This is a genomic window from Arthrobacter sp. zg-Y1110 (genome assembly GCF_025244865.1).
Lineage (GTDB): Bacteria > Actinomycetota > Actinomycetes > Actinomycetales > Micrococcaceae > Arthrobacter_B.
On sequence record NZ_CP104272.1, the window covers coordinates 2,619,552 to 2,645,967 of the forward strand.

Below are 26,416 nucleotides of genomic sequence, written 5' to 3' on the forward strand. Positions count from 1 at the left end.
GGCGGCAGCGCTTACGTTGCTTCGATGTCGAACGGCGCGGGCTGGTCCGCGGCAAGGCGTTCCAGCGGTTTCACCGCAGGCGGCCGGCTCGCTGCTGCGGGCGCGGCAGCAGCTGCCGGGGAAGCTGAGGCGGAAGCGGCCGCAGGCTGGGCGGCGGAAACCGGAGGGGCGGGCGCTGCGGACGGCCGTCCGCTCACCGCTTTGGCGGCGTCGTCGAAATCATCCAGCAACGCCTCCTTGATGATGCGCCGCGGGTCGTACTGCCGTGGATCCAGCTTCCGCCAGTCCACTTCGTCAATCTCGGGACCCACTTCTTCGCGCAGTTGTTCACGGGCACCGGATGCCATCCGCCGCACTTCCCGCACCAGCCGGGCCAACTGCGAGGCGTATTCGGGCAGGCGTTCAGGACCCAGTATCACCACGGCGATTATTGCCAGAAGGATGAACTCGTAACCGTTGATTCCTACCACTCTTGAAGACTACCTTTTCCCGGGAGCGGGGAGCTACTCGCCGCTCCCCTAGAGGCTCCAGCCCGTACGCGTGAACATGGCAAGGCCCCGCACAATGCGCTCCATCGGCTCGGAATCGTCGCCGGTGCGGGCGAGGCGGGCGGATTCGAGCAGGGACAGCTCCTCCACCGCCCGGGGCAGCGATTTCTCCGGCTGGCTGGACTCGAAGGTGTAGGTGACGCTGCCGGCGGCCACGACCTTCTGGCCGGGATGCTCCGCCGAACCGAAGACTGCCGGGCCGGTCTGCGAACCCGCAACCGAGAACCCGTCTTCGGACACGGTTCGGCCGGTCATGGCGTTGATTACGGGTTGGCGATCCTCCCCCGGCAGCGGATGCTGTTCCACGAGCCTGAGTTGCTCTCCGTCAGCTGCGAAGGTCATTTCAACGGCGGGACGCCCCTGGACCCGGAGGGAGCGGGCGGACTCGAGTTTCAATCCCAGATCCGCCAGTTCCGGGCAGGTCCAGCCATGTGCACGGAGCAGCTGCAGCTGCTCGGCTTCGAGGTTGCCGCTTTGGGCCGCTTCCTCCCAGCCGGCGGCCATGGCGGCCCGCGCACCGGTCTGCCCCGGAACCTCGAGGATGCTGCCCGCAAAATAGGCGCCGCCAAGCAGCACCGCCCCGGCAGCTGCTACCGCCCCGGCTGCGGCCACGGCGTGGCTGCGCCGGTCAAGCGCCTTGGCCGGCGCCCCGGACTGACCCGCTTCGGATTCCGGACAGCCGGACTGCAATGCCGTCACCCGTCCTGCGATCCGGGCGGAAAGTTCCGGACCGGCCTCGGGTACCCGGAACGAACGCAGGCGGCTGCGCAGCCGGCGCTCCTCAGCGACGGCGGCACGGCACGAGGCACAGCGGGACAGGTGTGCGTCAATGGCCTGCTCGCGCTGCGGGGTTGTTTCGCCGTCGATGTAGTTCCGTAAATGCCGTTTGGGGTGTCGCACTATTCAGCTGGCTCCCGCGACTCGGGGCAGGTTGAGCAGTGGCCGGGTAACCGGCGGTACCTGCGGGTTCCGGTGTGCAAGCTTTTCCTTCAGCATCGCCCGGCCGCGGTGGATCCGGGACCGGACGGTGCCCAGTTTGACGTCCAATACGCGGGCAACTTCGTCGTAGGAAAGCCCCTCCAGATCACACAGGACAACCGCGGCGCGGAAGTCGGGCGGCAGCTCCTCCAGGGCGCGGGCAATGTCCACGTCAAGGTTATTGAATTCGAAGCTTCGCTCCGGGCCAGGGCCGTTGCTGGGCAGCCTGCTGGAGGTTTCCTCCGTCATGCCGTCAAAACGGATCCGGCTGCGCCGCCGGGCCTGGTCAAGGAAGAGGTTGGTGGTAATGCGGTGCAGCCAGCCATCGAGGGTGCCGGGCTGGAAGTTGGCCAGCGAGCGGAAAACCCGGACGAAGACTTCCTGGGTCAGGTCCTCGGCATCATGCTTGTTTCCGGTCAGCCGATAGGCCAGCCGGTATACCTTCGCCGAGTGCGCCTGGACCACTTCCTCCCAAGTGGGACGTACCCACTCCGCAGCCATGTCCGCGGCTGCTGTGTCCGGCGTCGTTGCCATAGTCTTCCTCCTTCCTTCCAACCTGCGTGCCGCCAGTTCAGTCCAGGGGTGCCGTCCCGGCGTGCCCGGGCAGTTCCCGTCGGGTCCAAGGAATCCGGGTGGCCCAGGGTCGGCTGGAGGGCCGTTTATCACTGGTTAACAATGTTTACGCATCAATCTGGGAGTTGTCTGTTAGCACGCCTTTAGTACCGGGACAAGGCGGGCGCGGCAGTGCGTACCCGGTTCTGCCTCCGTTGGCCTTAAGCTTGTCTGAGCAGGAATTCCTCCGGACCGAAAGTGAAAAACCCATGCGCGCCGACAAGCAGACCAGTTGGTCCTACACGGAGGCCCTGCCTACCGAGGATGAGGTCCTGATCCGTGCGCGCGAACGGTCCTACGAGCTGGGCGTGAGCGCCGTTTCCAGTGGCGTGGGTGCGGCGTTGACCGTACTTGCCGCTGCCAGCAAGGCCACCACGGTAGTGGAAGTCGGCACCGGAGCCGGCGTTTCAGGTGTCTGCCTGCTGCGTGGCCTGGGCCGCAACGCGGTGCTGACCACCATAGATTCCGACGTCGACCACCTCCGTGCGGCCCGCGAGGCCTATGCGGAGGCCGGCATCCCGGGCAACCGGACCCGCACCATCTCCGGCCGGGCCGCCGAGGTGCTCCCCCGCCTCACGGACGCCGCCTACGACATGGTGTTCATCGACGCAGACAAGCCCTCCTTCCCGCTCTACGTGAACCAGGCGGTGCGGCTGCTCAAGCGCGGCGGCCTGCTGGTGGTCAATGACGCACTGGACCACGGCAAGGTCGCGGATCCGGCTGTCCGCGAAGCCACCACCAACACCATGCGCAAGGTAGGCAAGGCCATCCGCGAGAACGAAGACCTCGCCTCCGCCCTGCTGCCCACCGGTGACGGCCTCCTGCTGGCCGTGAAAACCGCTTAGCCAACCTCACCAAAGCGGCCCGCACGCAGGGCTCCCAGGAAAGGTGCCACATGATCGAGATCCTTAACCCTGATGAGTTGTCCCGGGCAAAGCAGACGGGCGCCCTGGTTGCAGACATCCTGCAGTCGATCAAGGCCCGCAGCACGGTGGGAACCAACCTGTTGGACATCGACCGGTGGGCCAGGACCATGATCATCGAGGCCGGCGCCAAGTCCTGTTACGTCGACTACGCGCCGTCCTTCGGACGCGGGCCGTTTGGCCACTACATCTGCACGTCCGTCAACGATGCCGTGCTGCACGGACTTCCGCACGACTACGTCCTGGCCGACGGCGACCTGCTGACACTCGACCTGGCGGTCTCACTCAGGGGAATCGTTGCGGACTCGGCCATCAGTTTCATCATCGGCAACGCCCCCTCCCCGGAGAGCGCCGCGATGATCGCCGTGACCGAACGGGCACTTGCCGCAGGAATAGCGGCGGCCCGTCCCGGCGCCCGTATCGGGGATATTTCCTTTGCCATTGGAACGGTCCTCACTGATGCGGGATATCCGGTCAACACCGAATTCGGCGGGCACGGCGTCGGTTCCACGATGCACCAGGACCCGCACATCGCGAACTCCGGGCGGCCGGGCCGAGGCTACAAGCTGCGCCCCGGACTGCTGCTGGCCCTGGAACCGTGGGTCATGGCGGACACCGCGCAATTGGTGACCGACGCCGACGGCTGGACCCTGCGCAGTGCAACAGGCTGCCGGACGGCGCACAGCGAGCACACGATCGCCATCACCGGCGACGGGGCCGAGATCCTCACCCTGCCGAAGTAGCGCACTGCCGATGTAGCGCACTGCCGAAGCAGCGGCGAAACCGCTCCTGTCAGGCGGTCCGGCCCAAGCCGGCAAGATAGGACAGCAGCAGACGCACGCCGAAGCCTGTCGCTCCCTTGGTGTGTTCCCGGCTGTCCTTATTGGCACGTGCCGGTCCGGCGATATCGATATGTGCCCACGGGACGCCGCCGGTGAATTTCTCGAGGAACAGGGCGGCAACAATCGCCCCGGCACCGAATTTCGCCTGCACCGGCGCTATGTGCGAAATGTCGGCGATGTCTGAGTCCAGCACAAAACCGTATTCCGCTACCAGCGGCAGCTGCCACACGGCGTCGCCGGAGGCCGTCCCGGCCGCCTCCAGCCGGGCCAGCAGCCCCGGTGCGTTGCCGAACAGCGCGGCGTGGTGCATGCCAAGCCCCAGGGCCGCCGCGCCGGTGAGGGTGGCGACGTCCACCAGCACGTCCGGGGCCAGCTCGGCCGCGGCGTAGGCCATCGCGTCGGCCAGGACCATCCGGCCCTCGGCATCGGTGTTGCCCACTTCGACGGTGGTCCCGTTGTAGGTGGTCACGACGTCGGCCGGCCGGTAGGAGGCTGCACCGATGGCGTTCTCGGCCAAAGCCAGCACCGCGGTGACCTTTACGGGAAGCTTCAACGCGGCTGCAGCCTCGGCCACGGCCAGGACTGCCGCCGCACCGGCCATGTCCGTCTTCATGGTCATCATGGCATCCCGCGGCTTAAGCGAGATGCCGCCGGAATCGAAGGTAATGCCCTTGCCCACGAGGACAACGTGAGGCAGGTCCCCGCCGTCGGGCTGGTAACTGGCCTCGACCAGCCGCGGCGGATGCTCGGATCCGCCGCCCACGGCCAGCAGCCCGCCGAATCCATCGGCGCGCAGCTCGTTCTCGTCGCGGACCCGCACCAACAGCCCGCTGCGGCCGGCAATCACCCGTGCCTGTGCCGCCATCCAGTCCGGCGTGGCCGTCTCGGCAGGCGTGTTGGTCAGGTCGCGGGCCGTCCACACTGCCCGTGCGGTGACCGCGGCACGTTCGGCTGCCGCAGCATCGAGCCCGGTCAGTTCCAGGTGTGCCGCAATCGGTGCCGGAGGTTCGGTGATACCCGCACGCGGCGGCCGGTAGCCTCCGAGCAGGAAGCCCTCAAGGAAAGCTTCCTGGGCGGACGGTTCCAGCCCGTCCACCACGCTTCCGCGTACCCGCTTGGCGCCCATCGTGGCACGGGCCAGCGCGGCACCGGCACGCCGAAGCGCGGGCCCGGACTCGTCGCCGGCACCCACGTAGATCAGTTTTCCGGGCAGGTCCGCAGCATCGCGGGGCGGCTCGATCACAAGGATCTCCCCTGCCTTGCCCGTCACTTTGGCGCTGCGGGCCCGGACAGCGACGTCGGCGCCGTACCGAAGCGCCGCTTCGACGGCACCGCGCCGCGGCTGGGGAACCGGGTTTGCTGCCTCGTCGGCGTCTTCCCGACCGGAGCCGGCCGGCGCCGGCGTCATGGCCACGGCCAGGACATCCACGCCTTCATCCGGGACCGGGTGCAGTCCGGTTCCGGACTCCGCTTCTCCAGTCCGTGCGTTCAACGCAGCCAGGGCAGTGACTCCCGGCAGCGATGCGGTGACATAGGGCGACGCCGGAACGGATCCGGTCCGGTCTGTTGGCTTCGGAGGCAGCTGCATAAATTAAAGGCTAGCCCGTAACGCCCAGAAGACAGTCTTTCAGCTTGCCTGCTTCTTCTACATTCAGCTCAACCACCAGGCGCCCGCCGCCGTCTATCGGCACCCGCAAAATGAGGCTGCGCCCCTCCTTTGTAACCTCCATGGGCCCGTCGCCCGTCCTTGGTTTCATCGCAGCCATTTCGAGATTCCCCTTTCACAGCGCCCGGTTTACCCGGATCACCTGTAATCCGCTGCCGATGGAAGTAAAATATCCGCCCGGCAATTGCTGTCATTATTCCGCACAAGTACCGGGCAAACGAAATTTCGTGTGTCGCGTGCCACAAATCAGGGTGGATAGTCCCCGCCGCCGGGCAATTGCGTCCACCGCCACAGCCATACCACCCAGACAATCTGCAGGACCGCGAAGGCGACAGCGACGGTCCCCCGGTAGGCCCTGGACCGGCTAAGCCAAGCTGTGGCAAGCGCCAGCGGAAACAGCGGCAGCAGAAGGCGGAACGTGCTGGTCTGCGGGTTCAGGAACACCAGCAGGTAAAGCAGATAGCTTGCACACCACAGCTGCAGCTCCAGCCCCAGCCTTCGGACCGGCGGGGACATCAGGTAGAGCGCGGCGCCCGCAACCAGTACCACCAGCGCCACGGGGCCGAACAGCGGCCCCAAAAGGTGCTGGGACATGGTGAGCCAGGGTTTGAAGGGAACGAGGTCACCGAAGCGCCAGGCACTCTCCGTATCCGTGTAGGCACGGATATCCCCGGTGGACACCCAGGCGATCACCGGCCAGGCCAGCGCGGAGAAGCCTGCTCCCGCAGCCAGGACGGTGAGCCGCCACGCATCACCGGCAGGGAACGGCACCCGCCCGCGTCGCAGGAACCGCACAACGAGCACCAACCCGACCGCGAGCGCGAAGGGAACGCCCACCGGCCGGGAGAGGCACATCAGGGCCACCACCGGGATGGCGGTGAGGTAGCGACCGGCCAGGAAGAGGTACAGGGCTCCGGAAAGAAGCAGCAGGTTCAGTGACTCGGCGTAGGGGATCTGCAGGATCGGGGACACAGGGAAGACCGCCACGAAGAGCACTCCCCACATGGCGGTGCCTTTCCCGGCCCGCAGCCGGAAGAGCCGGTAAATGACGAGTGCTGCCGCAAAGCCCGCCACCGTGGCGGCCACGGGGGCCAGGACGTTCCAGCCCAGGCCGGTCACGGCGTCGAGCCCCCGCACCAGCAGCGGGAAAAGAGCGTAGAACGCCCACTCGTTCTCCACGGCGTTGCCCGCCGCATCCCGCGGCACGCTGTCCGGATAGCCGTCGGAGAAGATCCGGAAATACCACTCGGCGTCCCAGATGTTGATGAAGTCCCAGTACGACGGCGATGCGTCCCACCACGGACCTGCCGGCTGGAACCGGGCGGTGGCGGCGAGCACGGCATAGGAAAAGAGGCGGGCCGCCAGCCACAAGGCAAGGACCTGGAGGTACCACGGCCACCGCTGGACGGCGGCAGCGGCACGGCTCGGCACCGTCTTTGCCCGTTTCACGGAGGACCTTTCAGCTGGTTCAGTTTCCATGACGCACCCAGCAGGTTCCGAGGTGGTCATTGACGTAGCCGGTGGCCTGCATCATCGCGTAGGCGGTGATCGGCCCGACAAACCGGAAACCCCGTTTTTTCAGGTCCTTGGCCAGCGCCGCGGACTCCGCCGTGGCGGACGGGACGTCGGCCAGTGTCTGCGGCGCGGGCCGGTCGACCGGAGTGCGGTACCGGTCCAGCAGGCCGCCGAGGCTTTCATGCTCCGGCAGCTTCATCAGTGCACGGGCGTTGTTGATCACGGCATCGATTTTGGCGGCGTTGCGCACAATGCCCGCATCGGACAGCAGCCGTGCCCGGTCGGCGTCGTCAAAGGCCGCCACGGCCTGCGGGTCGAAACCGGCGAACGCGGCGCGGAAGGCCTCGCGCTTGCGCAGGATGGTGATCCAGCTGAGGCCGGATTGGAAGGCTTCCAGGCTCAGGCGCTCGAAGAGGGCAGCCTCGCCCTCCACGGCACGCCCCCATTCCGTGTCGTGATAGTGCTGGTAGTCCTCGCTGGCCAGTGCCCAGCCGCAGCGCAGCCGCCCGTCCGCACCCGGCACGGCAGTCAATTCCCTTCTCCGTCAGGGAGGTTGCTCCGGTCCGCTGCTTCGAGCGTGCGGATCCGGGCATCGCGTTCTTCGAGTGCTTCGGCGAACCGGTCCAGGACCGTATCCACCTGGTCCATGCGGTAGCCGCGCAGGGCCACGGAGAACCGCACCCGGGAAACGTCGCCGGCAACAGGGTGCTCAGGCAGCAACACGGGCGGCAGCCGGGGATCCGGCTCCGGCAGGCCCCCTGCGGCCGCCGGCATGCTGTTGGCAGATCCCGGGCGCAGCCGGCCGATGCCGAATACGGCTGCCAGGCCCAGCACGGCGATGGCGAGGAAGACCAAGAGGAATGTCACAGGACCATGGTGCCAGATGGTGCGCGTCCCGGGCGGGGGCCCGACCGGCTAGGGGGAAACGTGTCCTGCGCTGTCCGCGATCATCAGCCGTACCGCTTCCGCCGGGTCATCCACTACGTGCAGCAGCTTGAGGTCCGCCTCTGAGACCATGCCTTCCGCCAGCAGCGTTTCCCGGATCCAGCCGAGCAGCGGATTCCAGAACTCCGTGCCGATCAGCACGATCGGGAAGGAAGTCACCTTCTGCGTCTGGACCAGGGTCATGGCCTCGAAAAGCTCATCCAGGGTGCCGAACCCGCCCGGCAGGACAATGAAGCCCTGCGCGTACTTGACGAACATCGTCTTGCGCACGAAGAAGTACCGGAAGTTGACCCCCAGATCCACCCACTCGTTCAGGCCGGTCTCGAAGGGAAGTTCTATCCCGAGGCCTACGGACAGGCCATCCGCCCCCACGGCCCCCTTGTTGGCGGCTTCCATGGAGCCGGGCCCTCCCCCGGTGATCACCGCGAGGCCCGCTTCAGCCAGCAGCCTGCCAACCTCTTCACCAAGCTTGTAATAGCGCGATCCCGGAACGCTGCGGGCAGAACCGAACACGCTCACGGCAGGCCCCAGCTCGGACAGCGTGCCGAAGCCCTCCACAAATTCGCTCTGGATCCGCAGCACCCGCCAGGGGTCGGTATGCGTGAAATGGGTGGCGTCCGCCGAATCCAGCAGGAAACGGTCCGACTGCGGGGTCAGGGCAGCGCCCCGGCGCAGCTCCACCGGGCCCCGCTTGCGCGGACGCTCGGACATGGGACGTGAGGCATCGCTGATAGGCATGCCTCTAGGCTAACGGTGATGGCGCCGCTGGCAACGCGGCCGGCTCCATCGACAACGGTTAGCTCCGGGCAGGTTGCGCTTACGTCACAATTACGTGCCCGGGTGGCCCGTGACACACGCCGGCAATAATCAATGGTTAGATTTTCCTTATGACCAGTGACACATCCCCAGGTAGATCCGTGCCTGAATCCGCTGCACCGCTCGTTTCGCTGAAGAACGTGAACAAGCATTTCGGGGACCTCCACGTCCTGCAGAACATCAATCTCGACATTGCCCGCGGCGAGGTCGTGGTGGTGATCGGCCCCTCCGGGTCCGGCAAGTCAACGCTGTGCCGTGCCATCAACCGCCTCGAAACCATTGACGACGGCGAAATCACCGTTGACGGAGCCGTCCTGCCGTCCGAAGGCAGGGCTCTTGCCAAGCTGCGCGCCGACGTCGGCATGGTCTTCCAGTCGTTCAACCTTTTCGCGCATAAGTCCATCGTGGACAACGTTTCCCTCGGACCGGTCAAGGTCCGCAAGGCCAAGCCCGCCGAGGCCAAGAAACTGGCCATGGAACTGCTGGAGCGTGTGGGCGTCGCGAACCAGGCCAACAAGCTTCCGGCGCAGCTCTCCGGCGGCCAGCAGCAGCGCGTAGCCATTGCCCGCGCACTGGCCATGAAGCCGAAGGTCATGCTCTTCGATGAGCCCACGTCCGCCCTCGATCCGGAAATGATCAATGAGGTGCTGGACACCATGGTGGGCCTGGCGAAGGACGGCATGACCATGGTGGTCGTCACGCACGAAATGGGCTTTGCCCGCAAGGCTGCGGACCGGGTGATCTTTATGGCCGACGGACAGATTGTCGAAGAAGCCACTCCCCAGGAGTTCTTCACGAACCCCAAGAGCGACCGCGCCAAAGACTTCCTGGGCAAGATCCTCTCCCACTAGAACCGTTCCAAGCACTACACGCTCCACCAGCAGTACCGGGGTTTCACCAGTAGGCAGCAACCCTTATGAGGCTAGGTCCACCGCTTTTTACGCGGAGGACCGCAATGCAAGGAGAAAAACATGCGCAAGACCCGTTACGCCGCAGCGGCCATCGCCGCCGTGGCAGCACTGACCCTGTCCGCCTGCGGCGGCGATTCCGGTTCTGAATCCGGCAGCAGCGAAGGCGCCACCGAAGGCTCCGGCGAGCAGATCCGTATCGGCATCAAGTTCGACCAGCCGGGCCTGGGCTTCGACGAGGGCGGCAACTACGCCGGCTTCGACGTCGACGTCGCCAAGTACGTCGCCAACGAGCTGGGCTACCCCGAGGACCAGATCGAGTTCATTTCCAGCCCCTCCGCCCAGCGCGAGAACATGCTGGAAAATGACCAGCTGGACATGATCTTCGCAACCTACTCCATCACCGATGCCCGCAAGGAAAAGGTTGCTTTCGCAGGACCGTACTTCGTGGCCGGCCAGGACCTGCTGGTTCCCACCGACAGCGACATCAGCGGTCCCGAGGACCTGGACGGCAAGAACCTCTGCTCCGTCACCGGCTCCACCTCCGCCCAGAAGATCAAGGACAACTACGCCGCCGGCGTGAACCTGCTGGAGCAGCCGAGCTACGCCGAGTGCGTGACCGCCATGCAGGGCGGCTCCATTGACGCCGTCACCACTGACGACATCATCCTTGCCGGCCTGGCCTCCACAGACGCCAACAAGGGCCAGTTCAAGGTTGTCGGCAACACCTTCTCGGAGGAGAAGTACGGTGTCGGCCTGCCGAAGGAAGGCGGCATCGTCAAGTGCGAGGACATCAACGCGGCCATCACCAAGATGGTCCAGGACGGTGCGTGGGAGGAAGCCATCAAGAAGAACACCGAAGGCGCCGACTACACCTTCAATGAAGACCTGAACCCGCCGACGCCTGACGCCTGCGCCTAGTTCCTGCACGTTCCACCCCCGCGGGGAAGCCGGCGATAATCTCCGGCTTCCCCGTTGCGGGTTTTCTTCCACCGTAAAGAGGTGAAACATGGAGGGTTTTACTGCCCTCTTCGAGCAGTACGACGTCCTCGGCGCTTTCTGGGTTAATATCCAGCTTGCCTTCTGGGCGGCACTCTGGTCGCTGATACTCGGTACCGTCCTGGCACTGATGCGGATCTCGCCGATCCCCAGCCTGCAGTGGTTCGGTGCCGCCTACGTCAACATTTTCCGCAACACCCCGCTGACCATCATCATGGTGTTCGGCTCGCTGGCGCTGTGGTCGCAGCTGAATGTCAGCCTGTCCAGCGACTTCACCACCAACTTCTTCCGCCTGGCCGTGCTGTCGCTGACTGTCTACCACGCGGCGTTCTTCTGCGAAGCCATCCGCAGCGGCGTCAACACGGTTCCGCTGGGACAGGCCGAGGCCGCCCGGGCCATCGGCCTGGGTTTCCTGGAAGCAGCCCGGCTGGTCATTATGCCGCAGGCCTTCCGCGGCGCCATCGCCCCGATGGGCAACGTGCTGATCGCCCTGGTGAAGAACACCACCGTGGCCGCCACGGCCGGCGTCGCCCTGGAGACCTCCAGCATGATGAAGACCATGATCGAGTTCAATCCGAACCTGATGACGCAGATCTTCCTGACCTTTGCCATCGGCTACGTCATCATCGTTATCCCCATCGGCCTGCTTACCACCTGGGCCTCGAAGAAACTGGCGGTCGCACGATGAGCGCACAGAATGTCCTGTTTGATGCCCCCGGGCCCAAGGCCCGCCGCAACATCATGGTCGGCAACATCCTGGGCGTGCTGCTGATCGCAGCGCTGCTCGGGGTGGCGATCTCCGGGCTGGCGGACAAGGGCCAGTTCGACGCCGCCAAATGGACGCCCTTCCTGGAGTGGCGGACCTGGGAGTTCTTCCTGCTCCCGGGACTGCTCTCCACGCTGAAGGCTGCCGCCGTGGCCGTGGTGACGTCGATTGTCTTCGGCCTGCTCTTCGGCATCGGGCGCCTTTCGCCTTTCAAGCCGATCAGCTGGGCCTGCGGGCTCGTGGTGGAGTTCTTCCGAGCGGTTCCCGTGCTGCTGATGATGGTGTTCTTCTACCAGTTCCTCTCCAAGTCCACTTCGGTGGAGCCGTCGCAGGTCCCCTTCTTCGCCGTTGTCATTGCCCTCACCCTGTACAACGGTTCGGTCATTGCGGAGCTGGTCCGCTCCGGCGTCTTCGGTCTGCCGAAGGGCCAGCGCGAGGCCGGACTGGCCATCGGCCTGACGCCGGGACAGTCGCTGCGCAGCATCGAGATGCCGCAGGCCCTCGTGGCCATGCTGCCGGCACTGCTGAGCCAGTTCGTGGTCATCCTGAAGGACTCCGCGCTGGGTACCTTCATCGGCTACACAGAGCTGCTGGACTACGCGCGCCGCCTGGCTGCGGGCGAAGGCAACATCCTGCCCGCGCTGCTGGTCACCGCCGCGATCTTCATTGCCCTCAACTGGATGCTCACGTTTGCCGCCCAGCGCCTCTCCCGGCGCCTGGGTGCACGTGCCGGCAAGGTGCTGAAGATCGAAGACACCATCGAGCCCGAGGGCGTCGAAGCTCCCGTACCGGCCGCTGCACCGGCGAAGGGCGCGGGAAAGTAACCGCACACGGAACCACACAGCCAACGAAAAGAGGAGAGGACCGGCGCCATGCCGGTCCTCTCCTCTTTTGCTGCCTAAGCCCTAAACCGACGGGGACGGAACCCCGCGGCCGGTGCTAGCTCAGCCAGGACCTCAGTGCCGCCAGGCACTCCCTCACTGCGCCGGCATGCACGTGTTCGTTATCGGTGTGCGCCAGCAGGGCGTCCCCGGGACCGAAGTTCACGGCGGGAATGCCCAGCGCGCTGAACCGGGCGACGTCGGTCCAGCCGTATTTCGGTTTCGGTTCGGCGCCCACGGCGGCCACGAAGGATGCCGCCGCCGGCAGGGTCAGCCCCGGCCGGGCGCCGGCCGCCGCGTCGGTGCGGACGACGTCGAACCCTGAAAGCAGCTCCCGGACGTAGGCTTCGGCTTCCGCAATGCCCTTGTCCGGGGCAAAGCGGTAGTTGATTTCGACGGTGGCCGCATCCGGAATCACATTGCCCGCCGTCCCGCCCCAGATCCGGACGGCGTTCAGGGACTCACGGAAGTCCAGGCCCTCGACGTTCACCGTGGCCGGGGAGTGGTCGCGCAGCCGCACCAGGATGTCCGCCGCGGCGTGGATGGCGTTCTCCCCCATCCAGGCCCGCGCCGAATGCGCGGCACGGCCCGTGGTGGTGGCGTGGAAGCGCATGGTGCCGTTGCAGCCGCCCTCCACGGTCCCGTTGGTCGGCTCCAGGAGGACGGCGAAGTCCGCCTTCAGCCAGTCCGGATGGCTGCGCTCCAACCGGCCGAGTCCGCTGAGGGAAGCCTCGACTTCTTCGTGGTCGTAAAACACGTACGTGATGTCCCTGGCGGGCTCGGTGAGGGCGGCAGCCAGGGCCAGCTGGACCGCCACGCCGCCCTTCATGTCGGTGGCGCCGCGGCCGTAGAGGACGTCCCCGTCCCACGTCGACGGTACGGTTCCGCGCGAGCCCGGCACCGTCGGCAGCGGCACGGTGTCCAGGTGGCCGGCAAGGATGATCCGCTCCGCCCGGCCGAGCCGGGTCCGGGCCACCACGGAGTCCCCGTCCCGGGACACTTCGAGGTGGGGGCAGGTACGGAGAGCGGTCTCGACGGCATCCGCCAGGGCGGTCTCGTTACCGGAAACGCTCTCGAAGTCCATCAGGGCCGCGGTCAGGTCCGCGACGTCGCCGAAAAGATCCAAGGAGGGCACAGATGCATCAGTCACCCTCCCACAGTACCGCTCGGTAGACTGGGAACCATGACTGTAAGCGCTGCCCCCACACCCGCTGAAACCCCCGACACCCGTACTGCATCAGGCCTCGGCCTGGCCACCGTAACGTCCGACGGCGTCGTGCTCGATGTCTGGTTCCCCCGCCCCCTGCTGGGTGATGCCGCTTTCGACGGCGCCCTGAAAGACGATCTCGATGCCGCAGCCGCTGCCATGGCCGACGGTATCCGCGGCACCCACGGCGAAGTGCTGGAAACCCGGATCGACCTCGACGCCGCCCCCGCCGACACAGCCGACGCCTACCTCCGCCTGCACCTGCTTTCCGCCCGCCTGGTCCAGCCGAACACCATCAACCTTGACGGCATCTTCGCTGCCCTGCCCAACGTGGTCTGGACCAACCACGGACCGTGCGCGGTGGCCGACTTCGAGGCGGTCCGCCTGCGGCTGCGCAGCCGCGGCACCGTGACGGTCTACGGTGTGGACAAGTTCCCCCGCATGGCCGACTACGTACTGCCCTCCGGCGTCCGCATTGCCGACGCCGGCCGGGTCCGCCTCGGCGCCCACCTCGCCGAAGGCACCACCGTGATGCACGAAGGCTTCGTCAACTTCAACGCCGGCACCCTCGGCACGTCGATGGTCGAAGGCCGCATCTCCGCCGGAGTTGTGGTGGGCGACGGGACCGACGTCGGCGGCGGCGCCTCCATCATGGGCACCCTCTCCGGCGGCGGCAAGGAAAAGATCACCCTGGGCGAACGTGTCCTCCTGGGCGCGAACTCCGGCGTCGGCATCAGCATCGGTGACGACAGCGTGGTTGAGGCCGGGCTGTACGTGACGGCCGGGACCCGGGTCAGCGTCCTCGACGGCGGCGAGCCCCGCCTGGTGAAGGCCGCTGAACTCTCGGGCGTGCCCAACCTCCTGTTCCGCCGCAATTCCGCCACCGGTGCCGTGGAAGCACTGCCCCGCAACGGACGCACCGTGGAACTCAACTCCGCGCTGCACGCGAACTAGCGGCCGGACGCCATGCAACTGCTCCAGCAGCATGAAACCCGTTCCTTCCGGGTGCTGGTCCTGCTGCTGGTGCTGTGCGTGGCGGCGTTCGCCGCCTTGTTCGCCGTCTCCGCGCTCTCGGGAAAGAAGCAGGCACCGGTGATCACTGAACGCTGCGTGGCCGTCGTGGGCGGCGCGGAATACTGGCTGACGCTGGAACAGGCGGCGAACGCCTCGATCATCTCCGGGGTGGCGGTGGCCCGCGGGCTGCCGCCGCGCGCCGTCTCCATTGCCCTGGCCACTGCCCTGCAGGAATCGGGGCTGCGCAACGTGGATTACGGCGACGACGCCGGCCCGGACTCCCGGGGGCTCTTCCAGCAGCGCCCGTCGCAGGGTTGGGGCAGCGAGGCACAGGTCATGGACCCCGCCTACGCCGCCACCGCCTTCTACAACGGCCTGGAGCAGGTCCCGGGGTACTTGGAGCTCCCGATCACGGAAGCGGCCCAGGCGGTCCAGCGCAGCGCCTTCCCGGACGCGTACGCCAAGCATGAGGGCCCTGCCCGGGCCTTCGCTTCCGCCCTCACCGGGCAGACCCCCACCGCCCTCTCCTGCACCCTGCGGGCGCCGGTCGAATCCGCCGATCCCGCGGTGAGCGCTGCCGCCGTCGAGGAAATCTACGGACCGCTCAACGGATCCGTGCTGGGCCCGCTCTATCTGGCCGACGTCGAGGGTGCCTACGGCTGGTCCGTGGCCCAGTGGTTTGTCGCCAATGCCAAGACGCTGGGGATCGAGTCCGTGGCCTACGACGGCCGGACCTGGCATCGGGGTACGGCCGTCTGGACGGAATCGGACGCCGTACCCGGCCAGGTGGCCGTCACCGCGTTCAGTCTCCCCGCCGAATAAACGGTCCCGCCGGGGCACCACCGCCGCGGATACGGACGAGGAAGCGTTTAGGCTTAGAACCATGCGCATTCTAGTCACCGGTGGCACCGGCTATATCGGATCCCACACCACTCTCGCCCTCCTCGAAGCGGGCCACGATGTGGTGGTCCTGGACAACCTCCAGAATTCAAACGAGGAATCGCTGCGGCGGGTCCAGGAATTGACCGGCCGCAAGGCGGAATTCATCAAGGCAGACCTGCTGGATGAAGCGGCGCTCGAAGCGGCATTCGACGGCCGCTCCATCGACGCGGTCATCCACTTCGCCGGGCTGAAGGCAGTGGGCGAATCGGTGGCCAAGCCGCTGTACTACTACACCAACAATGTGGTCGGCACCATCAACCTGCTGCATGCCATGGACCGGCATGACGTGCGGACCATCGTCTTCAGCTCCTCCGCCACCGTCTACGGCGCATCCGAAGAGGTTCCCCTCACCGAGGACTCCCCCATGGATGCCGTGAACCCCTACGGGCGCACCAAGGAGCAGATCGAGGACATCCTCAGCGACCTCGGTGCCGCCGATGAACGCTGGAGCGTCGCCCTGCTGCGGTACTTCAACCCTGCCGGGGCCCACGAGTCCGGCCTGATCGGCGAGGATCCCACCGGAGTCCCGAACAACCTGCTGCCGTTCGTGGCGCAGGTTGCCGTCGGCCGCCGTGAAAAGGTCATGGTCTTCGGCAACGACTACCCCACACCGGACGGCACCGGCGTCCGCGACTACATCCATGTAGTGGACCTGGCCGCAGGCCACCTCGCCGCCCTCAACTACCTGGGCGAGGCCCCCGGCGTGCACCGCTGGAACCTGGGCACGGGCAACGGCTCTTCCGTCCTGGAAGTCCTCTCCGCCTTCTCCGCTGCCGCAGGCAAGGAAATCCCGTACGAGTTCGCCGAGCGCCGCCCGGGTGATGCCGCCGTCAGCTACGCCGACCCTGCCGCAGCGCACGCCGACCTCGGCTGGCGGGCCGAACGCACGCTGGAAAGCATGTGCGAGGACCACTGGCGCTGGCAGAAGAACAACCCCGAAGGCTACACCGCCCCGTAGGGCTTCCAGCCCCGTCAGCACCGCTGCCCGGCCTGGCCGCCGGAAAACCGGGCTGCGGATATAAGCGTTCAACAGAAAAAGGGAAGGTCCCCGGAATTTTCCGGGGACCTTCCCTTTTTCCTGTGTCTTACAAAACGATCAGCGCTGCGGGTAGTTACGCTCCGGGGCGCCCGTGTAGAGCTGGCGCGGACGGCCGATCTTCGTCTGCGGGTCCTGCATCATTTCACGCCACTGGGCAATCCAGCCCGGCAGGCGGCCAATGGCGAACAGGACCGTGAACATCTTCTCCGGGAAGCCCATGGCCTTGTAGATCAGGCCCGTGTAGAAGTCCACGTTCGGGTACAGCTTGCGCTCGATGAAGTAGTCGTCGGCCAGGGCCTTCTCTTCCAGGCGCATGGCGATGTCCAGCAGCTCGTCGTTGCCGCCGAGCTTGGCGAGGATGTCGTGGGCGGTGGCCTTGACGATCTTGGCACGCGGGTCGTAGTTCTTGTAGACGCGGTGCCCGAAGCCCATGAGCTTCACGCCGTCTTCCTTGTTCTTGACCTTTTCCATGAAGGTCTCCGGCTGCATGCCGGTGGCCTGGATGTCGCGCAGCATGTTCAGCACTGCCTCGTTGGCCCCGCCGTGCAGCGGGCCGAAGAGGGCGCTGATGCCGGCCGAAACCGAAGCGAACATGTTGGCGTTGGAGCTGCCCACCAGGCGGACCGTGGAGGTGGAGCAGTTCTGCTCGTGGTCGGCGTGCAGGATCAGCAGCAGGTCCAGGGCCTTGACCAGGTCCGGATCGATTTCGTACGGCTCTGCCGGCAGGCCGAAGGACAGCCGCATGAAGTTCTCTACGAGGTTCATGGAGTTGTCCGGGTAGAGCATCGGCTGGCCGATGGACTTCTTGTGCGCGTAGGCCGCGATCACGGGCAGCTTTGCCATCAGGCGGACCGTGGAGAGCTCCACCTGTTCTTCGTCGAACGGGTCCAGGGAGTCCTGATAGAAGGTGGACAGCGCGCTGACCGCCGAGGACAGTACCGGCATCGGGTGCGCGTCGCGCGGGAATCCGCCGAAGAAGCCCTTGAGGTCCTCATGGAGCAGGGTATGGCGACGGATCCGCTGGTCGAAGTTCTCCAGTTCGGTGGGCGTCGGCAGTTCCCCGTAAATCAGCAGGTACGAGGTCTCGAGGAAGCTCGAGTGCTTTGCCAGCTGCTCAATGGGGTATCCGCGGTAGCGCAGGATGCCCTGGTCGCCGTCGATGTAGGTGATCGCGGAGGTGGTGGCCGCCGTGTTCATGAAGCCGGGGTCAAAAGTGACGGTGCCGGTCTGCTTCAGCAGCTTGGAAACGTCGTAGCCGTTGTTTCCTTCAGCTGCGGCAACGCGGGGCAGTACAAGCTCGTCTTCCGGGTTTGGCCCGTACTGGAGCTTGGCACTTGGTTGCTCAGTCATTAATTCTCCTTTAGGAGTTTTCGAAACCGCCGCTATGTACATCCGCTTCCGGCGGACATAGTGCATTCCACTAAACTATTTCGCTAAAACGCTACCGGTTTCAGTGCCCTTACCACTAATCGAGGCGGGCACTGTTGTACAAGCGCAACATGGCTGGGCGCAGTATTACGGTGCAGTGCCCAATACTATTCCTCCACAGCACCTCCGCCGTCCGGGGGTTGTCCGGGCGCCGGGGCTATCCGCGCCGCAGGCCGTCCGGCACGGACCCCGCGTGCAGGCGCTCTGCGGCTGCACGGATGCCCTCGTCCGTGCCGGTGAGGGCAATCCGGACGTAGCCGGCACCGGCGTCGCCGTAGAAAACGCCGGGGCCCACGACTATTCCCAGTTCCGCGAAACGGGCCACGGTGGTCCAGGTGTCCTCGCCCGCACTCGCCCACAGGTACAACCCGGCTTCCGAGTGCTCAATCTTCAGGCCGAACGCCTCGAGTGCCGGGACGAGCAGGTTGCGGCGGGAGCGGTAGAGGTCCTTCTGGGCCGCCACGTGCGCCTCATCGCGCAGCGCTGCGGCCATGGCGGCCTGCACCGGCGCGGGGACGATCATTCCGGCGTGCTTGCGGCTGTTGACCAGGTTGGCGATCAGCGCCGGATCTCCGGCCGTGAACGCAGCCCGGTAACCGGCCATGTTGGACTGCTTGCTCAGGGAGTACACCGCGAGCAGGTTCTCGGTGCTTCCGCCGCTGATCCGCGGATCCAGGATGCTGGGGACGGGTTCGCCGCCTTCAGCAGGATCCCACTGTCCCCAGCCGAGTTCGGCATAGCATTCGTCCGAGGCAACCACTGCGCCCAGGGCACGGGCTTCTTCGACGAGGGTGCGCAGCGACTGGGCGGAGCGCACAATGCCGGTGGGGTTGCCCGGGGAGTTCACCCAGACCAGCCGTACGCGGGAACGCGTCTGCTCGTCCAGATCCGAGAGGTGGTCCGCGGCTACCGCCGTCGCACCGGCAAAGACAGCACCCATATCGTAGGTGGGGTAAGCCACCACGGGGCGGACAACGACGTCGCCCTCCCCCAGACCGAGCAGCAGCGGCAGCCAGGCCACGAGTTCCTTCGAACCCACGGTGGGGAGCACGGCGGCCGGATCCAGCCCGGACACGTTCCGGCGGCGGGCAAACCAGTCGACGACGGCGGCGCGCAGGTCCGCGGTGCCGTGCGTAGTGGGATAGCCCGGGGCATCCGAAGCCGCTGCCAGCGCGTCACGGACGACGGCGGGCGTCGGGTCCACGGGGGTGCCGATGGACAGGTTCACCGCTCCGTCAGGGTGCTCAGCTGCCCGGCGCTGGTAGGGCGCCATGGCGTCCCAGGGGTATTCCGGCAGGTCCAGCCCGAAGGCCCGGGACGCCGCGGCGCTCATGCCTGGTTCTGCGGCGGCAGGGCCGCGATGATCGGGTGGTCCGTGTGCGTGTTGCCTACCTTGGCAGCACCGCCGGGCGAGCCCAGGACGTCGAAGAACTCGACATTGGCCTTGTAGTACTCGGCCCATTCCTCGGGAGTGTCGTCTTCGTAGTAGATGGCCTCCACCGGGCAGACAGGTTCGCAGGCCCCGCAGTCAACACATTCGTCCGGGTGGATGTAGAGGGAGCGTTCGCCTTCATAGATGCAGTCCACGGGGCATTCTTCGATACATGCCTTGTCTTTTACATCCACGCACGGCTGCGCAATTACGTACGTCACGTCCCTTGCCTTCCTGATCTGCGGACCGTCGCCTCAAGGGACGGCGGGTCGCTGGGTGTTGGTTCCACGTTAGTAGCCTTGTCCATTATCTCCCAGCCGGAGCGTCCCGGTGACGCCGGCCCCGCCGTAGGATGGAGGGATGACGCCCGAAGACCCTGCCGCGCTGCTGCGCGCCCTGCAGCCCGGGGTGCGCGTGGTGGTCCGCTACCGGATCGACGGCGGCTTCACGGACGCACTGGGCACCCTGAGCGACGTCGGGACGGACGCCAGTACGGTCTCCACCCGCCGCGGCGAGGTCCTTATCGCGTATGCGCTGGTCACGGCGGCCAAAACCGTCCCGCCCGCTCCCCCGCGCCGAGCTGCGCGGACGCGTCCGCTGTAAACCCTCGAAACCGCATGCAAAAGGCCGCCGGAACTTTTGTTCCAGCGGCCTTTTTTGCGTACTTGAGTTCTGCGGATACCTTAGGCGGCGGTCCCGGCTGCCCGGTCCCGGCCGAGCACGCGTGCGCAGACCAGCACGGCTGCGACGGTGGCCAAGGCCTGCCCGAAGAGCCAGACCAGCCCGGCGGTCACCACCGGCGGCTGCTCCGGAGCGGAGGAACCGGTCACGATCAGCGGCACCTCACTGACGAGGTCCAGGGAAAAGAGCCCCAGCACCACGTAGGTGATCACGCCGGTGACGGCGCTCAGCAGCGCACTGCGCTGCCAGAGGCCTACCAGCAAGGCGACGGCACCGCTGAACACTACGGCAAGCAGCGCACCGACGGGCAGTCCGTCGTCGCCGGCATACACCACGTGGCCGTGCAGGGACGTGCCCAGCAGGGCGGCCAGGATCCCGCCGGCAACGGCCACAAGAGGCCCCCGCCAGCGCGGGGACCTCTTGCCGGTTTCAGCCGTGGTGGAAATGACTAGGCCTTGGCGCGGGCGCGGTTGGCCTTGGCACGGTCGTTCGCGTTCAGGACCAGCTTGCGGATGCGGATGGACTCCGGAGTGACCTCCACGCATTCGTCCTCACGGGCGAATTCGAGCGACTCTTCCAGGGTGAGCTTCCGCGGCGGGGTCAGGTTCTCGAAGGTATCCGAGGAAGCGGCACGCATGTTGGTGAGCTGCTTTTCCTTGGTGATGTTCACGTCCATGTCATCAGCGCGGGAGTTCTCGCCGACGATCATGCCCTCGTAAACCTCGGAGGTGGGCTCCACGAAGAAGGAGCCGCGTTCCTGCAGCTTGATCATCGCGAACGGGGTGACGACGCCGGAGCGGTCGGAGATCAGCGAACCGTTGGTGCGGTACTCGATCGGACCGGCCCAGGGCTCGTAGCCCTCGGCGATGGACGAGGAGATGCCTGCACCGTGGGTTTCCGTGAGGAACTTGGTGCGGAAGCCGATCAGGCCACGGGCGGGAACGATGAATTCCATGCGGACCCAGCCGGTGCCGTGGTTGGACATGTTGACCATCCGGCCCTTGCGGGCGGCCATCAGCTGCGTGACGGCGCCCAGGTATTCCTCGGGTACGTCGATGGTCATGTGTTCCATCGGCTCGTTGACCTTGCCGTCGACAATCTTGGTGACTACCTGCGGCTTGCCGACGGTCAGCTCGAAGCCTTCGCGGCGCATCTGCTCCACCAGGATGGCCAGGGCGAGCTCGCCGCGGCCCTGGACTTCCCAGGCATCCGGACGCTCGGTCGGAAGGACCTTCAGCGACACGTTGCCGATCAGTTCCTTGTCGAGGCGGTCCTTGACCTGGCGGGCCGTAACCTTGGCGCCCTTGACCCGGCCGGCCAGCGGCGAGGTGTTGATACCGATGGTCATGGAGATCGCGGGATCATCCACGGTGATCAGCGGCAGCGGCTTGGGGTTGTCGACGTCGGTCAGGGTCTCACCGATGGTGATGTCCTCGATACCGGCGACAGCAACGATCTCGCCCGGTCCGGCGGATTCGGTCGGAACCCGGTCCAGTGCCTTGGTGGCCAGCAGTTCGGTGATCTTGACGGTCTTCATGGTGCCGTCCTGGCGCGCCCAGGCAACGGTCTGGCCCTTGCGCAGGGTGCCGTTGAAGATACGCAGCAGGGCCAGGCGGCCGAGGAACGGGGAGGCGTCCAGGTTGGTGACGTGCGCCTGGAGGACACCCTCGGGGTCGTACGTGGGAGCCGGGATGTGGTCGATGATCGTCTGGAACAGCGGTTCCAGGTTGTCATTCGCAGGGGCTGAGCCGTCGGCCGGCTGCTCCAGGGAGGCTGCACCGACGCGGGCGGCGGCGTAGACAACGGGGACGTTCAGGACCAGGTCAAGGTCAAGGTCCGGAACTTCGTCGGCGAGGTCGGAGGCCAGGCCGAGCAGCAGGTCCATGGACTCGCTGACGACTTCGTCGATCCGGGCATCGGGACGGTCGGTCTTGTTGACCAGGAGGACTACCGGCAGCTTCGCGGCCAGCGCCTTGCGCAGCACGAAGCGGGTCTGGGGCAGCGGGCCTTCGGAAGCGTCAACAAGCAGCACAACGCCGTCGACCATGGACAGGCCGCGCTCGACCTCGCCGCCGAAGTCGGCGTGGCCGGGGGTGTCGATGACGTTGATGGTGATGGTTTCGCCCTTGGCGGCCGGACCGTTGTAGAACACGGTGGTGTTCTTGGCCAGGATGGTGATGCCCTTTTCGCGCTCCAGGTCACCGGAGTCCATCACGCGGTCTTCCACGTCTCCGTGGGCGGCAAACGAGTTCGTCTGCTTCAGCATGGCGTCGACGAGAGTCGTCTTACCGTGGTCAACGTGGGCCACAATCGCAACGTTGCGGAGATCGCTTCGTACTGCGGTATTTACAGCCGTGTTGGTTTCTGACATGCGTGAGGACTCAATTCATAGGAGATCAGTTCGGGGTGTATCTTTTTCGGCCGGATGGGTACCGGCGTTTCCGGCTGTTCTGTACGAATGCTGATTCAATCGCTTGCTCAATCACCAGTCAGAATCCACCGAAGGCCCCGCCGTCAGCGGGCACGCTAACATTCTAGTCGCAATACCATACGATCCCTAATGCGTGCCTTTGAGGGGCGGACCGGACAGCGCGGCTTCGGGGCGCGGACAGGGCCTGGGGCAGGCGCAGAACCGGGGCCGTGCCGGACACACTGAAGGCGGGGAACCTGTCCGGTTCCCCGCCTTCAGTGCATGTGCTGCCAGGCCGCTAGGCGACTTCGGGCGGCAGTTCCAGGCGTGAGCCCGGGATGGCCGCCAGCAGTGCCTGCGTGTAGGCCTGCTGCGGGGCGTCAAACACGTCGTCCGTGGTGCCGGTCTCCACGAGCTTGCCCTTTTCCATCACGCAGACGAAGTCCGCGATCTGCCGGACCACCGCGAGGTCATGCGTGATGAACAGGTAGCTCAGTCCCAGCTCCGACTGCAGGTCCGCCAGCAGGTTCAGGATCTGGGCCTGGACCAGGACGTCCAGCGCCGAAACCGCTTCGTCGCAGATGACCACCTCGGGATCCAGCGCCAGGGCCCGAGCAATGGCCACGCGCTGGCGCTGGCCGCCGGAGAGCTCGTTCGGGAAGCGGCGCATCACCGACGACGGCAGGGCCACCTGGTCAAGGAGCTCGCGCACCTTGGCCTCGCGGCTCTTGGACGTGCCGATCTTGTGCACCCGAAGCGGCTCTTCGATGGTGCGGAAGATGTTGTACATCGGGTCCAGAGAACCGTACGGATCCTGGAAGATCGGCTGTACCCGGCGGCGGAACTCGAACATCCGCTTGCTGTTCAGCGTGGTCATATCCACCCCGTTGAACAGGATGGAGCCGCTGGTGGGCGTCTCCAGGTTCAGCACCATGCGGGCCACTGTGGACTTGCCCGAGCCGGACTCGCCCACGACGGCGGTGGTGGTGCCGCGCTTGATATCGAAGGAGACGTTGTCCACGGCGGTGAAATCCGTCGACTTGCCGAGCCCGCTGCGGAGCTTGAAGACCTTCGTCAGGTCCTTCACCTCAATGACGTTATCCGCAGCCTTCAGCTTGGCATCGTCTTCGGAGGTGAGCAGGTCTGCGCTCTCCAGGCCGCGGCTCTTCGCAGAGTCGATGCGCTTGGAGGCCAGCGAGGGCGCCGATTCCACGAGCTTACGCGTGTAGGGGTGGCGGGGGTTGGTAAGGATTTCCAGGGCCGGCCCGGATTCCACCACGCGTCCCTTGTACATCACAACGACCTTCTGGGCGCGTTCCGCGGCCAGGCCGAGGTCGTGCGTGATCAGCAGCACCGCGGTGCCCAGTTCCTCCGTGAGGGTGCCCAGGTGGTCCAGGATCTGGCGCTGGACGGTGACATCCAGCGCCGACGTCGGCTCATCGGCGATGAGCAGTCGGGGCCGGCAGGACAGGCCAATGGCAATCAGTGCACGCTGGCGCATGCCGCCGGAGAACTCGTGCGGGTACTGCTTGGCGCGGCTTGCCGCATCCGGCAGGCCGGCCTGCTCCAGGACCTTGGCGATGTCCGCCGAGGAGTGGGGCAGCCCGTTGGCGCGCAGGGTTTCCTTGACCTGGAAACCGATCTTCCACACGGGGTTCAGGTTGGACATCGGATCCTGCGGAACCATGCCGATCGAGTTGCCGCGCAGCTCCTGGATCCGCTTGGCGCTGGCATTGGAAATGTCCTCGCCGTCAAAGAGGATCTGGCCTGCGCTGACCCTGCCGTTGCCGGGCAGCAGGCCGATGGCCGCCAGCGCCGTCGTCGACTTGCCGGAGCCGGACTCGCCCACGATGGCCACGGTTTCGCCGGGCATGATCGTCAGGTGTGCGTCACGGACTGCTTCGACGTCGCCGTTTGCGGTGGCAAAGGTGATTGCCAGGTCGCGGACTTCCAGCAGGGGCTTCACAGCCTCGTTTTGTGTATTGATGGTCATCGTTTGCGCGCCTTCGGATCAAGAGCATCACGGACCGCGTCGCCGAGCATGATGAAGCTCAGCACGGTGATGGAGAGGGCGGCCGCAGGCCAGAGCAGCGTTGAGGGGTTGGACCGCAACGAAGACTGGGCGGCCGAGATGTCATTGCCCCAGGACATGATGCCCGGCGGGAGCCCGATGCCCAGGAAGGACAGCGTGGCTTCCGCAACGATGAACGTGCCCAGCGAGATGGTGGCGATCACGATCACGGGAGCAGTGGAGTTGGGAATAACGTGCTTCACCAGTGCCGAGAACCGCGAAACGCCGAGGGAGCGGGACGCCACCACGAAGTCCGCGTTGCGGACCGAGATCACGGCGCTGCGGGTGATGCGGGCTACCTGGGGCCATCCGAAGATCAGCAGCGTGAAGACCACCGTCATGACCGTGCGGTTCTCGCGGAAGGTCGGCAGCTGCATGATGATGATGGCGCCGAGGATCAGCGGCAGGGCGAAGAAGATATCGCCGACCCGGGCGAGGATGGCATCGAGCCATCCGCCGTAGTAGCCGGCCAGTGCTCCCGCGATGCCGCCGATGATCACGACTGCCAGTGTGGTCAGCACTCCCACCATCAGGGACGCGCGTGTGCCGTAGATAACGCGGGCGTAAACGTCGCAGCCCTGGAAGGTGAAGCCCAGCGGGTGCCCCGCCGAGGGCGCACCGTTGGAGTTGGCCAGCAGGCAGTTTTCATCCGGTGAGGCATTCGTGAACAGGCCCGGGAAAGCCGCGACCGTCAGGATCAGCAGGATAAGCAGTGCGGAAATGATGAACAGCGGCTGGGTGCGCAGGTTGCGCCAGGCCTCCCCCCAGAGGCTCAGCGGCTGGACGTCGTCCTTGACGCTGTCGGTCGCGGCCAGAGGGGTTTCCTCCAACGGAGCGACGTAGTGCTCGATGTTTGTGGTGTCTTTATGCATAACGGATCCTCGGATCAAGCCAGGCGTACAGGAGGTCTACCAGGAGGTTGGCGATGACGTAGACGAAGACGAGGACACTCACGATCGACACGATCGTCGGTCCCTCTCCCCTGATGACTGACTGGTAAAGTCGCTGTCCCACTCCGGGGACGTTAAAGATGCCTTCGGTGACGATGGCGCCGCCCATCAGTGCGCCCAGGTCCGCCCCGAGGAAGGTCACCACGGGAATCAGGGAGTTGCGCAGGATGTGCACGGTGACCACGCGCGGCCGGGAAAGCCCCTTGGCGGTGGCGGTGCGGACGTAGTCGGCGTTCATGTTCTCGATGACCGAGGTGCGCGTCAGGCGCAGGACGTAGGCGAAGGATGCCAGGCCCAGCACCACTGCCGGCAGTATCAGGTCCGCCCAGCTGGCGTCGCCGCCAACTGTTGGGCTGGTCCATTGGAGCTTGACGCCCACCAGGAACTGCAGCAGGAAGCCGAGCACGAACACCGGGATCGCGATCACGATCAGGGAGACAACCAGGACGGTGCTGTCGAAGATCTTGCCCTTCTTCAGGCCGGCCATGAGGCCGAACGCAATACCGAAGACCGCTTCGAAAAGCAGGGCCAGCACGGCGAGGCGCATGGTCACCGGGAAAGCTTGAGCCAAGACGGCCGAAACCTCGCGGCCGGAGAAGTCGACCCCCAGGTTAAAGGTGACCAGGTTCTTCAGGTACAGCAGGTACTGGACGATGAAGGGCTGGTCCAGGTTGTACTGGCTGCGCAGCTGGGCGGCAACGGCCTCATTGACCGGCTTGTCGCCGAACAGCGCGGCGATGGGGTCTCCCGGCAGGGAGAACACCAGGAAGTAAACGAGGAAGGTTGCCCCGAAGAAAACGGGGATCATTTGGAGGAAGCGTCGAATGACGTAGCCGGCCATTA

General features: G+C 65.9%; 28 protein-coding genes. 10 read left to right on the top strand and 18 right to left on the bottom strand.

Features of this window, described 5'->3' with window-relative positions; genetic code table 11:
• Window positions 1-11: 11 nt before the first annotated feature.
• The 3 genes from N2K99_RS12160 to sigE are packed head-to-tail and all read right to left on the bottom strand — an operon-like array spanning window position 12 to window position 2,060.
• Entirely contained in the window at window positions 12-470 is a 459-nt protein-coding gene (locus N2K99_RS12160; protein ID WP_227918433.1) for a Sec-independent protein translocase TatB, read from the bottom strand.
• Window positions 471-518: 48 nt separating this feature from the next.
• Window positions 519-1,448 (bottom strand): anti-sigma factor, encoded by a 930-nt coding sequence (locus N2K99_RS12165; RefSeq protein WP_227933093.1) that lies wholly within the window; start codon window positions 1,446-1,448, stop codon window positions 519-521.
• 3 nt (window positions 1,449-1,451) lie between these two features.
• Window positions 1,452-2,060 (bottom strand): RNA polymerase sigma factor SigE, encoded by a 609-nt coding sequence (gene sigE / locus N2K99_RS12170; protein ID WP_227918437.1) that lies wholly within the window; start codon window positions 2,058-2,060, stop codon window positions 1,452-1,454.
• A 287-nt stretch (window positions 2,061-2,347) separates the two neighbouring features.
• Here sigE and N2K99_RS12175 point away from each other — a divergent pair, with 287 nt between their 5' ends.
• Window positions 2,348-2,983 carry an O-methyltransferase gene (locus N2K99_RS12175; protein ID WP_227918438.1) on the top strand — a complete coding sequence of 212 codons (636 nt, stop codon included), beginning with the start codon at window positions 2,348-2,350 and terminating at the stop codon, window positions 2,981-2,983.
• Between the two features lie 50 nt (window positions 2,984-3,033).
• Window positions 3,034-3,804, top strand: a complete 771-nt coding sequence (gene map / locus N2K99_RS12180; protein WP_227933092.1) for a type I methionyl aminopeptidase — start codon at window positions 3,034-3,036, stop codon at window positions 3,802-3,804.
• A gap of 49 nt (window positions 3,805-3,853) precedes the next feature.
• Here map and N2K99_RS12185 read toward each other — a convergent pair whose 3' ends face one another.
• From N2K99_RS12185 to N2K99_RS12210, 6 genes are all read right to left on the bottom strand, one after another.
• Complete coding sequence (locus tag N2K99_RS12185; RefSeq protein ID WP_227933091.1) at window positions 3,854-5,491, bottom strand: M17 family metallopeptidase; 1,638 nt, start codon at window positions 5,489-5,491, stop codon at window positions 3,854-3,856.
• 10 nt (window positions 5,492-5,501) lie between these two features.
• On the bottom strand, window positions 5,502-5,669 hold the full coding sequence (locus N2K99_RS12190) for a DUF3117 domain-containing protein (RefSeq protein ID WP_146361313.1): 168 nt from the start codon (window positions 5,667-5,669) through the stop codon (window positions 5,502-5,504).
• A gap of 146 nt (window positions 5,670-5,815) precedes the next feature.
• The gene (locus tag N2K99_RS12195; protein ID WP_227933090.1) at window positions 5,816-7,048 is read right to left on the bottom strand and encodes a hypothetical protein; all 1,233 of its coding nucleotides are present in this window, start codon (window positions 7,046-7,048) and stop codon (window positions 5,816-5,818) included.
• Entirely contained in the window at window positions 7,038-7,616 is a 579-nt protein-coding gene (locus N2K99_RS12200; protein ID WP_231711748.1) for a DNA-3-methyladenine glycosylase I, read from the bottom strand. Before N2K99_RS12200 ends, N2K99_RS12195 begins: the two co-directional genes overlap by 11 nt.
• Window positions 7,613-7,951 (bottom strand): DivIVA domain-containing protein, encoded by a 339-nt coding sequence (locus N2K99_RS12205; protein WP_227933089.1) that lies wholly within the window; start codon window positions 7,949-7,951, stop codon window positions 7,613-7,615. Before N2K99_RS12205 ends, N2K99_RS12200 begins: the two co-directional genes overlap by 4 nt.
• Window positions 7,952-7,999: 48 nt before the next feature.
• On the bottom strand, window positions 8,000-8,767 hold the full coding sequence (locus tag N2K99_RS12210; protein ID WP_227933088.1) for a TIGR00730 family Rossman fold protein: 768 nt from the start codon (window positions 8,765-8,767) through the stop codon (window positions 8,000-8,002).
• A 149-nt stretch (window positions 8,768-8,916) separates the two neighbouring features.
• On the opposite strand from N2K99_RS12210, the gene N2K99_RS12215 reads away from it, so the two are divergent.
• From N2K99_RS12215 to N2K99_RS12230, 4 genes are all read left to right on the top strand, one after another.
• Window positions 8,917-9,696: an amino acid ABC transporter ATP-binding protein gene (locus N2K99_RS12215; protein WP_260554642.1), complete on the top strand. Its 780-nt coding sequence runs from the start codon at window positions 8,917-8,919 to the stop codon at window positions 9,694-9,696.
• A gap of 120 nt (window positions 9,697-9,816) precedes the next feature.
• Window positions 9,817-10,674 (top strand): glutamate ABC transporter substrate-binding protein, encoded by an 858-nt coding sequence (locus tag N2K99_RS12220; protein ID WP_227933086.1) that lies wholly within the window; start codon window positions 9,817-9,819, stop codon window positions 10,672-10,674.
• An 88-nt stretch (window positions 10,675-10,762) separates the two neighbouring features.
• Window positions 10,763-11,440: an amino acid ABC transporter permease gene (locus tag N2K99_RS12225; protein ID WP_227918455.1), complete on the top strand. Its 678-nt coding sequence runs from the start codon at window positions 10,763-10,765 to the stop codon at window positions 11,438-11,440.
• Entirely contained in the window at window positions 11,437-12,342 is a 906-nt protein-coding gene (locus N2K99_RS12230; RefSeq protein ID WP_227933085.1) for an amino acid ABC transporter permease, read from the top strand. Before N2K99_RS12225 ends, N2K99_RS12230 begins: the two co-directional genes overlap by 4 nt.
• A gap of 115 nt (window positions 12,343-12,457) precedes the next feature.
• On the opposite strand, the gene dapE is transcribed toward N2K99_RS12230, so the two are convergent.
• A complete protein-coding gene (dapE, locus tag N2K99_RS12235) occupies window positions 12,458-13,483 on the bottom strand; it encodes a succinyl-diaminopimelate desuccinylase (RefSeq protein WP_231711750.1) in 1,026 nt (341 codons plus the stop codon).
• 99 nt (window positions 13,484-13,582) lie between these two features.
• Here dapE and dapD point away from each other — a divergent pair, with 99 nt between their 5' ends.
• The 3 genes from dapD to galE all read left to right on the top strand — a co-directional run bounded on the left by dapD (window position 13,583) and on the right by galE (window position 16,520).
• Entirely contained in the window at window positions 13,583-14,560 is a 978-nt protein-coding gene (gene dapD, locus N2K99_RS12240) for a 2,3,4,5-tetrahydropyridine-2,6-dicarboxylate N-succinyltransferase (RefSeq protein ID WP_227918462.1), read from the top strand.
• Window positions 14,561-14,572: 12 nt separating this feature from the next.
• On the top strand, window positions 14,573-15,442 hold the full coding sequence (locus tag N2K99_RS12245) for a hypothetical protein (protein ID WP_227918465.1): 870 nt from the start codon (window positions 14,573-14,575) through the stop codon (window positions 15,440-15,442).
• A gap of 61 nt (window positions 15,443-15,503) precedes the next feature.
• A complete protein-coding gene (galE, locus tag N2K99_RS12250) occupies window positions 15,504-16,520 on the top strand; it encodes a UDP-glucose 4-epimerase GalE (RefSeq protein WP_227933083.1) in 1,017 nt (338 codons plus the stop codon).
• 138 nt (window positions 16,521-16,658) lie between these two features.
• Here the strand turns inward: galE and N2K99_RS12255 are convergent, their stop codons facing one another.
• The 3 genes from N2K99_RS12255 to fdxA form a co-directional block, all read right to left on the bottom strand.
• Window positions 16,659-17,951, bottom strand: a complete 1,293-nt coding sequence (locus tag N2K99_RS12255; RefSeq protein ID WP_227918469.1) for a citrate synthase — start codon at window positions 17,949-17,951, stop codon at window positions 16,659-16,661.
• Between the two features lie 235 nt (window positions 17,952-18,186).
• A complete protein-coding gene (dapC, locus tag N2K99_RS12260; RefSeq protein WP_227918472.1) occupies window positions 18,187-19,362 on the bottom strand; it encodes a succinyldiaminopimelate transaminase in 1,176 nt (391 codons plus the stop codon).
• Window positions 19,359-19,682 (bottom strand): ferredoxin, encoded by a 324-nt coding sequence (gene fdxA, locus N2K99_RS12265; RefSeq protein ID WP_227918473.1) that lies wholly within the window; start codon window positions 19,680-19,682, stop codon window positions 19,359-19,361. Before fdxA ends, dapC begins: the two co-directional genes overlap by 4 nt.
• A 139-nt stretch (window positions 19,683-19,821) precedes the next feature.
• On the opposite strand from fdxA, the gene N2K99_RS12270 reads away from it, so the two are divergent.
• Window positions 19,822-20,064, top strand: coding sequence for a hypothetical protein (locus N2K99_RS12270; RefSeq protein WP_227933082.1), 243 nt, complete (start codon window positions 19,822-19,824; stop codon window positions 20,062-20,064).
• An 80-nt stretch (window positions 20,065-20,144) separates the two neighbouring features.
• On the opposite strand, the gene N2K99_RS12275 is transcribed toward N2K99_RS12270, so the two are convergent.
• The 5 genes from N2K99_RS12275 to N2K99_RS12295 all read right to left on the bottom strand — a co-directional run bounded on the left by N2K99_RS12275 (window position 20,145) and on the right by N2K99_RS12295 (window position 26,414).
• Window positions 20,145-20,534 carry a hypothetical protein gene (locus tag N2K99_RS12275; protein WP_227933081.1) on the bottom strand — a complete coding sequence of 130 codons (390 nt, stop codon included), beginning with the start codon at window positions 20,532-20,534 and terminating at the stop codon, window positions 20,145-20,147.
• A gap of 56 nt (window positions 20,535-20,590) precedes the next feature.
• A complete protein-coding gene (typA, locus tag N2K99_RS12280; protein WP_227918483.1) occupies window positions 20,591-22,513 on the bottom strand; it encodes a translational GTPase TypA in 1,923 nt (640 codons plus the stop codon).
• A 337-nt stretch (window positions 22,514-22,850) separates the two neighbouring features.
• On the bottom strand, window positions 22,851-24,545 hold the full coding sequence (locus N2K99_RS12285) for an ABC transporter ATP-binding protein (RefSeq protein ID WP_227918486.1): 1,695 nt from the start codon (window positions 24,543-24,545) through the stop codon (window positions 22,851-22,853).
• The gene (locus N2K99_RS12290) at window positions 24,542-25,495 is read right to left on the bottom strand and encodes an ABC transporter permease (protein WP_227918488.1); all 954 of its coding nucleotides are present in this window, start codon (window positions 25,493-25,495) and stop codon (window positions 24,542-24,544) included. Before N2K99_RS12290 ends, N2K99_RS12285 begins: the two co-directional genes overlap by 4 nt.
• On the bottom strand, window positions 25,488-26,414 hold the full coding sequence (locus tag N2K99_RS12295) for an ABC transporter permease (RefSeq protein ID WP_227918490.1): 927 nt from the start codon (window positions 26,412-26,414) through the stop codon (window positions 25,488-25,490). The genes N2K99_RS12290 and N2K99_RS12295 overlap by 8 nt, the downstream gene beginning before the upstream one ends.
• Between the last annotated feature and the right edge of the window lie 2 nt (window positions 26,415-26,416).